The 9,953-nt window shown below is 45.3% G+C and carries 11 protein-coding genes and 11 tRNA genes; all 22 read right to left on the bottom strand.

Annotated elements, in window-relative coordinates:
• Positions 1 to 25: 25 nt before the first annotated feature.
• Complete coding sequence (locus ACTRXG_RS02670) at positions 26 to 403, bottom strand: hypothetical protein (RefSeq protein ID WP_474283966.1); 378 nt, start codon at positions 401 to 403, stop codon at positions 26 to 28.
• Between the two features lie 100 nt (positions 404 to 503).
• Positions 504 to 926, bottom strand: coding sequence for a hypothetical protein (locus tag ACTRXG_RS02675; protein ID WP_474283968.1), 423 nt, complete (start codon positions 924 to 926; stop codon positions 504 to 506).
• Positions 927 to 1,091: 165 nt separating this feature from the next.
• Positions 1,092 to 1,343, bottom strand: coding sequence for a hypothetical protein (locus tag ACTRXG_RS02680; protein WP_474283970.1), 252 nt, complete (start codon positions 1,341 to 1,343; stop codon positions 1,092 to 1,094).
• Between the two features lies 1 nt (position 1,344).
• The gene (locus ACTRXG_RS02685; RefSeq protein WP_474283972.1) at positions 1,345 to 2,079 is read right to left on the bottom strand and encodes a hypothetical protein; all 735 of its coding nucleotides are present in this window, start codon (positions 2,077 to 2,079) and stop codon (positions 1,345 to 1,347) included.
• Between the two features lie 19 nt (positions 2,080 to 2,098).
• Positions 2,099 to 2,395 (bottom strand): hypothetical protein, encoded by a 297-nt coding sequence (locus tag ACTRXG_RS02690; RefSeq protein ID WP_474283974.1) that lies wholly within the window; start codon positions 2,393 to 2,395, stop codon positions 2,099 to 2,101.
• 445 nt (positions 2,396 to 2,840) lie between these two features.
• Positions 2,841 to 3,365 carry a hypothetical protein gene (locus ACTRXG_RS02695; protein ID WP_474283976.1) on the bottom strand — a complete coding sequence of 175 codons (525 nt, stop codon included), beginning with the start codon at positions 3,363 to 3,365 and terminating at the stop codon, positions 2,841 to 2,843.
• Between the two features lie 276 nt (positions 3,366 to 3,641).
• Positions 3,642 to 3,953 carry a helix-turn-helix domain-containing protein gene (locus ACTRXG_RS02700; RefSeq protein WP_474283978.1) on the bottom strand — a complete coding sequence of 104 codons (312 nt, stop codon included), beginning with the start codon at positions 3,951 to 3,953 and terminating at the stop codon, positions 3,642 to 3,644.
• 294 nt (positions 3,954 to 4,247) lie between these two features.
• Positions 4,248 to 4,730, bottom strand: a complete 483-nt coding sequence (locus ACTRXG_RS02705; protein WP_474283980.1) for a GIY-YIG nuclease family protein — start codon at positions 4,728 to 4,730, stop codon at positions 4,248 to 4,250.
• 1,543 nt (positions 4,731 to 6,273) lie between these two features.
• Positions 6,274 to 6,702 (bottom strand): hypothetical protein, encoded by a 429-nt coding sequence (locus ACTRXG_RS02710; protein WP_474283982.1) that lies wholly within the window; start codon positions 6,700 to 6,702, stop codon positions 6,274 to 6,276.
• 170 nt (positions 6,703 to 6,872) lie between these two features.
• Positions 6,873 to 7,499: a sigma-70 family RNA polymerase sigma factor gene (locus ACTRXG_RS02715; RefSeq protein ID WP_474283984.1), complete on the bottom strand. Its 627-nt coding sequence runs from the start codon at positions 7,497 to 7,499 to the stop codon at positions 6,873 to 6,875.
• A gap of 125 nt (positions 7,500 to 7,624) precedes the next feature.
• Positions 7,625 to 8,575, bottom strand: coding sequence for a tyrosine-type recombinase/integrase (locus tag ACTRXG_RS02720; RefSeq protein WP_474283986.1), 951 nt, complete (start codon positions 8,573 to 8,575; stop codon positions 7,625 to 7,627).
• Between the two features lie 229 nt (positions 8,576 to 8,804).
• Positions 8,805 to 8,894: transfer RNA gene (locus ACTRXG_RS02725), tRNA-Leu, on the bottom strand.
• Between the two features lie 23 nt (positions 8,895 to 8,917).
• Positions 8,918 to 8,992 (bottom strand) — tRNA-Cys (locus ACTRXG_RS02730).
• Positions 8,993 to 9,026: 34 nt separating this feature from the next.
• Positions 9,027 to 9,101, bottom strand: a tRNA-Gly gene (locus ACTRXG_RS02735).
• 3 nt (positions 9,102 to 9,104) lie between these two features.
• Positions 9,105 to 9,179, bottom strand: a tRNA-Gln gene (locus ACTRXG_RS02740).
• A gap of 10 nt (positions 9,180 to 9,189) precedes the next feature.
• Positions 9,190 to 9,265 (bottom strand) — tRNA-His (locus ACTRXG_RS02745).
• 24 nt (positions 9,266 to 9,289) lie between these two features.
• Positions 9,290 to 9,363 (bottom strand) — tRNA-Trp (locus tag ACTRXG_RS02750).
• 7 nt (positions 9,364 to 9,370) lie between these two features.
• A tRNA-Tyr gene (locus tag ACTRXG_RS02755) sits at positions 9,371 to 9,455 on the bottom strand.
• A 3-nt stretch (positions 9,456 to 9,458) separates the two neighbouring features.
• Positions 9,459 to 9,534 (bottom strand) — tRNA-Thr (locus ACTRXG_RS02760).
• A 10-nt stretch (positions 9,535 to 9,544) separates the two neighbouring features.
• A tRNA-Phe gene (locus tag ACTRXG_RS02765) sits at positions 9,545 to 9,620 on the bottom strand.
• Positions 9,621 to 9,711: 91 nt separating this feature from the next.
• A tRNA-Asp gene (locus ACTRXG_RS02770) sits at positions 9,712 to 9,787 on the bottom strand.
• 3 nt (positions 9,788 to 9,790) lie between these two features.
• Positions 9,791 to 9,867: transfer RNA gene (locus ACTRXG_RS02775), tRNA-Met, on the bottom strand.
• Between the last annotated feature and the right edge of the window lie 86 nt (positions 9,868 to 9,953).

A 9,953-nucleotide genomic window follows, 5' to 3' on the forward strand; every position in this document is an offset into this window, starting at 1 on the left:
TTCGTGGTTACTTATTTTTAATTGATTAGACACCAATATTCATGCGGGCAGCTTCTATGGGGTATTCTTCTTCAAAAAGTTTGCTTGCTAGCTTGCCTGCTTCATGGGCTTTTTCTAACTCCGTTAGTAAGGTTTTTTCGGAAACGTTCACGCCGAATTGTACACGGCGCATCTCCATCTCTAAAAATCGACCAAAGTGATGAAGGCAGTTATTCAACGCTTTAGCAATTTCTATTTCTTTCTTAGAGTTACATTTCACTCTTTGCTGAATGTCTTTTCGTAGTAACTTCATTGCTTTAAATGTGACTCGTAAATCTGTAATCTCTCTTTTCGGTGACGAAATTACGATTAACCCATCATTGAACGCTTGTCTACAGTAACCCATAGCTTCTATTATGCTCATTGGCAGCCCCCTAATAAAACATACGCGCCCCAGGTTTTCCCCAGTGGCGGTGTACTTCGATTATTTTCGCAAGCTCCCCGCGGCCTGCGGCGTCGTCGTCTTATGGTCGCTTGCTTAATCGTTTGCCTAGTTCGCGCCCCTGCTCGTATGCGCTCTTTTGACCGGCGCCGTTGCTGTGAGAAGGTGGGCCGTTTCGTAGTGACGGCTCTACGGGCCGCATAGCGTCTTCAATCAACGCAAGCCGGCGGTATTCACTGACTGCGGCGTCAATGTCGTCTTTCTCGTAGGCGTCCGGGTATTCCGATTCAATAAATTCTTTCGCCTTCTCCTGCTCGTCTTTTGGTAATTTCGCAACCTCTTTATTAATACGGTGGCTTTTTAGCTCGACTCGTTCTTCTTCCGAAAATGCGGCCGGCGGCGTTTCTTCCGTCTGCTTGTCGTCTGCTGCCGGTGGCTCGTTACCGCCCGCCGGCTTCGGTTCTGTCTCGTAATCCGGGTTTACGGCCGGTTTCTTTTCGTCCATAACGTTCAGCTCCTGTTAATTTTCTTTAGCTTTTCATGGTATTCCGCTTTTAATTTCGCTCGTTCGTAGGAGTATTCGAAACGTAATAGCCGGAGCTTGCGCCGCAACTCTTCTTCAAGTTCGCGGCGTTTCTCGCGGCTGTACCCGTCTTCTATTTGGTGCATATCAATCGCCGGCCCCGGTTTCCTTTTCGGGAACATTCACTTTTTGACCGGTGGCTGCTTCAAACGCTGCAATTTCTTCTTTCACTTCCGCAATCTGACGGTTATACCACGCTTCAAGGTGACGGCGTTTCCATTCCCACTCTCTTTGTATAGCCGCAATTCGCTGTTCGCTTTCGGCGCGGGCCGCGGCTAATTCTGCTTTAATTACGCGGTTCAGGTCAGCTTGCGTATAAATTTTAGGTTCCTTTGCCATGTTACCGCGCTCCCCTATATGTGGCGTGCGTGGTCTTTAGCACCGTGTATGGAGCTGTAATACTCTTACCGCGCAACGCCTGTAAATGCGTAAGCTCTTTCTCATACTTGCGGCTTGTGGCCGTCTGTAAACTGTCGTAAAAGCCGTTCAGCTCTTCTTTTGTAGCCCGGTCCTGCCCGGCGGCTTTCGCAACCTTTGCAAAGTGCTTCCGTAAATGGTCTTTCTCGCCTTCGCTCATGCTTGCCGCCTGTAACGCATACATACGCAATAAATCGGCGTGGCGATAATCGTCCGCCATTAACAGATGGGTTTCCACGCCTTCCGCGAAGTCAGTAACTTTTTCTTTCGTTTCCAACGGCAGCGGCGGGCCGCCCTCACGCAATAACGTTCCGGCCTGCATTTCCAATTTGTCTACGGTTTCGGCGTACTGTTGTTCAAGTTCACTTATTTTCGTTTCAAGCGCTGCCTTCTTTTCCGCAATCTGGGCCGCTTTTCCGTCTGCCGTCATTTCGTATGGACTGTTTTCGATTGCTTCAATGTCGCGTTTGTAAGCGTCTACCGCCCCCGCTATTTTTTGTTCAACCGATTGTAATGCCGGCTGTACCACCTTCTGGGCTAACCCTTTTTCTTCTAGCCGCGCGGCTGTTTCCGGTTCAAGCGAGTACACATACCCGCCGCTTAACTGCCCGCCGCGTCCATCGTCTGTTGAACTCGTTACATAATATTCATTTTCCATTATCGCTTTCCCTCCGGTTTTATTTCGTTTCCAACTCGCTTTCGATACGCTTGATGTGTTGAATTAACGCCGTTTTGCGGTGGCCGTTCGCCGTTTCTACCTGCGCCCGTAACCGGTTCAACTGTTCGCGGCGATTTCTATCGCGGTGCGCTTGCCATTCTCTCGAAGAAATTGCAAATGGCGGGCGCTTATCGGCAACTGGCGCTGCGTTTTTTAATTCAGGCGTTGCTTTTGTCAGCTTCATAATCCATGCGGCATGACGGTCATTCGGACTTTCAGTGGTCATACCGGTGCTGTTTGAAAACTTTCGGCTCATTCTATTCCCCTCCCTGCGTAATATAGCGAATTTGAAAATTAATTTCCGTGGTAATATTATGGCAGCCCCTTTTTAAATTGTTGCTATAAGGGTCACACAATGGCCTATTAGAGCGTGTTAAACCTTTCCCGCAATATGTGACGTACTAGTTGCGCGGCCCGTTCACTACTAAAGACCTTTTCTCTTTTAAGAGAATACGCACTCTTTAATTCATTTACCTTTGCGGTTATTCTTTTGCGTAAAAGCTCTTTCTTTTTCTTTCAAAGGCACGCAAGCAATAAATTTATTTATTGCGTAGCGTAATGTTTTATATTACTCGTTATTACTACGGTATTACATGGTATTATAGAGTCCCCCTAACTACAGGGGTAGACAGTACCTATTTCCGCCCCCTTAACAACCCCCTTTATTTGGGGCCTGTCTGTACCCACATAGAAGGGGCTGTCTAATTCACTGCAAGTTCTCGCAGTTCTTCAACCGACATGTTCTCGTAAATGTCGATGTCGTTGCGCTCTTTTATATAAACTTTAGCGGACTTAACGTTCCAATTTCGGTGGTAAATGTTATGCCATTTTCCGTCTGTAAATTCTACTCTTAGCTTCACAATTAAACCTATTTCGTGAAGCACATTTGTTGCCGTGCCTATAACTTCTTCTGAAAGCCCAGTAAATTCGCTTATTTGTTTTACAGTATGGTCATTAAAACCTTTTAAAACACCTTTACTGTCACCGTTTGTGTGGCTAACTAGGTGCATATAAATACGTAGCACATTTGAGACATTTGCCGCCCGACATGGTTTACCCCGCTTTTCTAAGGCTTCTGTTATATTCGCAGCCATTTCTGGTGAAAATACTGACTTTTGAACTTGCACAAAGTTACCCCCTTTCGTTACTTCTACATAAGCACGCTCCGCAAGTTCCCTTGTTGCCGCTACTTTCTTAAAATGTTTTTCTTTAAGGTGTATTTTCATGGTTGTTTTCCTCCTTTCCTCCTTCAATATTAAAAAAGTAAGCCCGGCGGTTCTTTTCGCTTATTTTTAGGAGGAAGCGAAAAAATCCGTTTCAGCGGTAGCTAGTCGCTATAGCCGGGCTATGTAGCCGCACACACCCGGCCTTGCCCTAAACCGGTATGTGCGTTAAAAAATATGTCGCTTGCGGCCGGAAGGCGGCGAACCTTTTTTCGAAAAGAACCGCAAGCTATACAACATAACCGCTATTCTGCGTAGTGGTTATGTAATAAGCGGCTTTTATTCGCCGCCATGTTCTAACATACCCGACCGTTGCATATATTTAATTTGGTCGGCATTAAGCAGACCTCGCGTATAAAGAAACGTATAAATTTGGCGGTTGTTGAGTCCGTACCGCTTTTTTATTCGATTATAAATCTCGTCGCTTAACCGCCTTTCACCGCGTTCAATCATTCCTAAATAATTTGGTGCAGTGCCGATAGAATGGGCGAAAGCCTTCTGCGATTTCTTCGTAACTTCTCGAATTGTCTTAACTTGTGTTCCGGTTAACCTTTCGTCAATTGGTGTCACAATACTTTCAAGCTCTGTCATTACGTGAACCTCCTTACTTTTTTAGTATTGTTGAGGGGCAATATTGTTTGTTATAACGAACAAATAAAACGCCCTTTTTGAATAACAAAAAACAAACTATAAAATACTCCTTACTAACAATCACCATGAAAAGCACTAAAATGAAACCCTCTAAAATTTCCCAATTCAAAAACCTTATGTAGCAACGGTTTCAGCGTTAGCAGAAAATTCCACAGCAAATATTTTAAATGTTACATTACATAAAAAAGCCCCCCTTCGTAAGTTAAGACGAAGAAGAGGGCAAGTGTAACTTATTTAAATGTCGAATCTATTCCATTTCAACTCCGGCAGTTCTACGCTAGGCAAATCGTTGCCGGCAAATTCTTTATTGTACCGTGGTTTGTATTTCGCTATGTAATAAACTTCATATAGGCACATGTCAGCGTATGTAGTTGTCTTCGCAATGTCCACGCCTTTAATTGTATTTCGCACATGAAATAACGGTGTTTTGCGCGGGGTTACTTCCCGCAAATGACAAAAAATACGGCGGCGTATTTCTGTACTCCTACCAACATAAATAACATTGTCTGCAAAATCTAAGACGCGGTAAACGTGGTAGTCCCCGGTATGTGGGTTATTGTCGTCTAAACATTCGAAGCAACCGTCCCGCAGTCGGTACGGCTCGCCGCAGTCCGGGCAGTATTCGGCTATGGCGCGGCCGTTGGCGTCGTACCACCGCAGCTTGTGCGCCCGTTTCGACCGTGTGAACGTCCACGACGGGTCAATTTCGATTGTCATATGTAAAATACCGTCCTTTGCGAGAATAGTCGGGGTTTAGTATAGCTTATTTCTGCGACTTTGTTAAGAGGGCGGGCGGCAATAGGCGATTTCTAGCGAAATAAAGCGCATTAAAACGAATATTGGCGTTAATTTGGAGCGGTATGGCTTCGAAGGGGCAACGGTGGGGCTTCGAAAGGGTTCCGAGTTATAAATTTTGCCGCAAAGTCGGACACGTCCGGCCCGCGGTAATTCCGCTGACCTCCCCCGCCCCCTCGCCGGTTATCCGCAGCCGTCGCCGTCGTCCGCAATCGCTGCGCTATACCGCCAATCTAGCGAAGTAAGCGAAACAACCGCGTACCTACAGCGACAAGACATTAATACTTTTCGAAATACAATCGGAATAAAATAATAATATAGCGAAGTGGTTTTAAATTCGTGGGGGTCGATGTTTTGCGGGGTCTCTCTCGCAGGTCGCGAAGCAGGTAAATTCTTTTTAATCGTTACTCATTCGCAAATATAATTTATTTAATTTCATAACTTACGGAGTGTAACCGAAGCATATTCGTAATAAAGTAATCGAAGTGTTTGGCTGATGTGATTGCGAAATATAAATGTAACTAACAACGACAATGTAACGAAGTAAGTTAATAAGCCATTGCGCGAACAAAACGTTTTAATAATCGAAAGCAATCGCAACGTGAACGTAAGTCTTGTTTGTTAACATCGTTAATTAACGTTTAACCAACGTAAGTTTAATACGAAGTTAATTCGTTTATTCCGACCCCGAACGTTTACGTTGCGTAACAAATTGTATTGCCACTCGCAGTTCAGACGAATACTACTGCAATGTACTTTAAAATAGCCGGTAAAAATACCACAATTATTCACTGAAATTGTGCAGAAAATCCCTCTCGTAAATTCCTGGGCTTGCTAGCGAATTTAAGAGGACAATTCCCCTGTGGTTTCCCTGCCCTTTTCCCCCACATAAATGTACGTATTTCTCCCCGTAAATGCGTATAGGTTTCTCTGACGTTTTATGCACGTTTTCCCTGCTTAAACTTTGCGCTTTTCCCCCCGTAAATACCCGTGTAAAACTCACGTAAAATTCTGCCGTTATATACGCATAAGTTATCGGCAAGTTACGGAGCTTTATTCCTGCGTAGCTTGCGCTAATTTCCCCGTATGAGTTGATATATTATTGCACGTCAAATAAGCGTGTATTCAATGCAGTGAACAGTACACTAATTTGCGCAGGTATTTACTTAAAACCCTGCCGCTGAAATGGCAATAGCTAGGGGCGCATAACCGTATAGCTATACGCGCGGGAAATTCAACTAACTGCATACGAAGGTTTCAGAAATCCTCCACAAAAAGCCCCCCTATTACTTTTGCGAACAAACGGTATAAAAATAGACCCCCCGTTTATGCGAAGGTCTTATTGTAATGTAGCGTATAAACTGCCCCCTGTGCGCCCTATAGAGAAGCGATTAAAATAGGGGCTGTCTTAGTATTACCCATAGCGTTTTATTCGCAAATAACAGCAAAGGGCGGTGTAATTCGTTCACTTAACCGGAGAGACTTTAACATAATACGTTATGACTTCGCTTGGTTTTACCGATTGCTCATATTTTCTGCGGCGTTCTGCATTATGGCTAATAATTTCGCCGCGCTTCTCTTCTTCATAGTCACTACGCACCCTTCTTAGGGGCGGCGTATGTTTCTTACCGTCCGAAGCCGAAATGTCTTCATTTAGTGGACCTTCCCGTCGCAGCCGGTAAAATATTTGCCGGGACGATAAAAACGGGTATTCTGTATGTGCGATTTTGTGCGGATTCTTGTCTGTAAGTTCTTCGTACAACAATTCATCGGCAAGCTCGTCTAGTAACCACGCAGGTAGCTTTTTCGTGTCCCAAAGTTTCTTGCAAACATCAATGAAAAAATCAATACGCTCTGCACGTAAAGTGCGGTCTTTGATTTCGTGAAAATCCATATAGTAATTCCCCCTTTTACCCCTAAAACGCAGATTTTGCCCCGTGTAACGTAAAAAGTTTCCCCCCTTTCATAAGTTAAGACGACCGCACGGAATGTTGTAACCAATAAAAAAAAGACCCTCGTTTAGTCGAAGGTCTTCGCGAAACATGACGTACAGTTCTAAAGTAGTTACCCCGCTAACAGGTCGGCAATAACGTCGACGCCGTTCACGTCGCAATATTGCGCGAGCGAGTTCAGCGTTCGTTTCACTTTCATATGCGACACTCCTAATTCTTCGCCAATGGCACGGTAGCTAGAGCCGTCGGCATACATTGCTAACAATTTACGCTCAAAATCGTTGCAATTTTCAAAAATATTTCGTAATACGTAGCGCTGTTGGGCGGTGCGTTCTGCGTCACTCATGCGCAAAAGAAAGCCCGAGCGAAATTCGCCAATTCGGAACGTGTCTTCCGTTATTAGCGTACGACTGGCGTAGCGCTTTAACCCGTTAATAATGTCGTCTTGCAGCGATTCGTATCTGCGTTGTATTTTCGCTTTCCGAATTAAATCGTTAAATGCGAAACGGTACGTTCTCATTACGTAGTAGAGAAACGGCCCTTTCGTGGTGTCCCACACTTCCAATGCCCGCATGAATTTATAACCAAATTCGCTCACAATATCGGTTTCCGAAATAAGTCGTTTAGCACCGCCGTTTGCTAAGGCTTTGGCATACCCTTCGGCAAAATTAACGTGAATCAATTCGTAAAGCTCTCCGGCTACTCCGGTATTGCCTGCTTTGTACTGAATAGCTAACACTTGCGATTGGTCACGTAGTACCGAGTTTTCTTCATAATAGACTTTACCCATTTTCCATTTCCCCCTAGAGTTTAGCGGAATTTTATAGGTGAATTTTGAATACTGCCGGCCGGCATGTGTGTCATTTATTTTTTAAATAACCCACTTACTGGACTAAATCGTTTATGCCCTTTGGCGACATCTTTCGAGAATAAGTTAACGTACACACGCACCATGTCGAGTGATTTATGCCCGAGCATGTATTGTAATTCAAAAATATTACAGCCATTCATGACCGAAAACTTGGCAAATGTGTGCCTGAATGTATGCGGACTTACTCGTACATTTTTAATGCCAGCTCGTTCCCCGGCGTGAGTAAATCGGTCTTGTAACGCGCGCTTCGTTAATGGTTCATCGTCAACGTTTACAAAAACCGTCCCGTGGTTCAGCTCACCACGTATGCGCAAGTAGTTCGAAAATACTTTTTTCATTTCTGCTTGAATTGGTACGTTTCTTTCTTCATAGTTCTTCGTGTCACGTATACGTATAAATCCTTCGCTTAGCTGTACGTCTTCTAACGTTAAATTAATTACTTCACCCAGACGCATGCCAGTTTCAAGCATGAGCAGCATAATAGTATAATCACGCATGCCCACAAACGTCCGCTTGTCATTCATAGACAATAATGCGCGCACTTGCTCAGCAGTGAAAGCTTCAACAGAGTTTTTCGGCTGTTTCAGTAAAGAAACGCCTTCCATCGGATTTTCTTCGATTAAGTTTTCGTTCTCTAGGTAATGAAAGAACGCTCGCAGCGCGCGGAGTTTTGCGTTAATTGACGATTCTTTCCGCCCCAACTCCTGCATATGGCGAATAACATTTGTGCGAATATGGTCGCGGGTAACGTCATTAACAGTTTTAATGTCCGCTTTTTCTAAATAGCGTTTGAACATACGCAATTCAATTTCGTAATAACTAATAGTTGCCGGTTTCAAATTCATAATGTGACGGTCCTCAATAAATCGCTCCACAGCTTCGTCTAAAGTGAGTGCATGAAAGCCTTCGTTACCTTCGTCAATAAACCGTTTTCTTCGTGCCATACAAAAATACCCCTTTCGTATTTATAACGAAAAGGGCAAACGGAATAATAATATTAATAGTGCGTCGCTAGACAACGAGTGGACTTCGCTTTATTTTTCAGCGGTTAGGCCATCGTCTATATTTCGGCAATCTACCGACACAACAGTATTTAATAGCGAAAATATGGCGTGTGTTCTTTTGAGTCAAGCGCGTCTACCGGTTCCGCCACTTCGCCGTTTAACTGAAAAATGGTACCGAGGGCCGGACTCGAACCGGCACGGTTGATGACCAACCGCAGGATTTTAAGTCCTGTGTGTCTACCAATTCCACCACCCCGGCAGGCGTTTGCTTCTCTTTAATAATGGAGGCGGTACCCGGATTCGAACCGGGGGATAAGGGTTTTGCAGACCCGTGCCTTACCACTTGGCTATACCGCCATTCCAGAGAATGGCTCAATGCTTATGTTAATAATGGAGCGGAAGACGGGATTCGAACCCGCGACCCCCACCTTGGCAAGGTGGTGTTCTACCACTGAACTACTTCCGCAATTGGCTGGGCTAGCTGGATTCGAACCAGCGCATCACGGGACCAAAACCCGATGCCTTACCGCTTGGCTATAGCCCATTATCCAATATGGGGCGATTGGTGGGAATTGAACCCACGCGTGCCGGAACCACAATCCGGTGCGTTAACCACTTCGCCACAACCGCCATATGAACATAACGCATTAAAAATGGCAGGGGTAGTAGGAATCGAACCCACATTGGCGGTTTTGGAGACCGCTGTTTTGCCATTAAACTATACCCCTGTATAAGTGGTGGAGGGGGACGGATTCGAACCGCCGAACCCGAAGGAGCGGATTTACAGTCCGCCGCGTTTGGCCAACTTCGCTACCCCTCCACGTGGTGCCGGCCAGAGGACTTGAACCCCCAACCTACTGATTACAAGTCAGTTGCTCTACCAATTGAGCTAGACCGGCGTTTTTTAAATGGTGGCTCGAGACGGAATCGAACCGCCGACACGAGGATTTTCAGTCCACTGCTCTACCGACTGAGCTATCGAGCCATATTGAATGATTGATTTCGAGTGAAATGTTTACGACTCGAATGAAATTATACCTTATTCATTTTGTTTGTCAATATGAATAAAAGTAAAGTGGCGGGCCTGACGGGATTTGAACCCGCGATCTCCTGCGTGACAGGCAGGCATGTTAACCGCTACACCACAGGCCCTATTGGTTGCGGGGGACGGATTTGAACCGACGACCTCCGGGTTATGAGCCCGACGAGCTACCAGACTGCTCTACCCCGCGATATATAATAAATGGTGGAGGATGACAGGATCGAACTGCCGACCCCCTGCTTGTAAGGCAGGTGCTCTCCCAGCTGAGCTAATCCT

It is taken from the genome of Marinococcus sp. LNSP9103-4 (assembly GCF_056034345.1).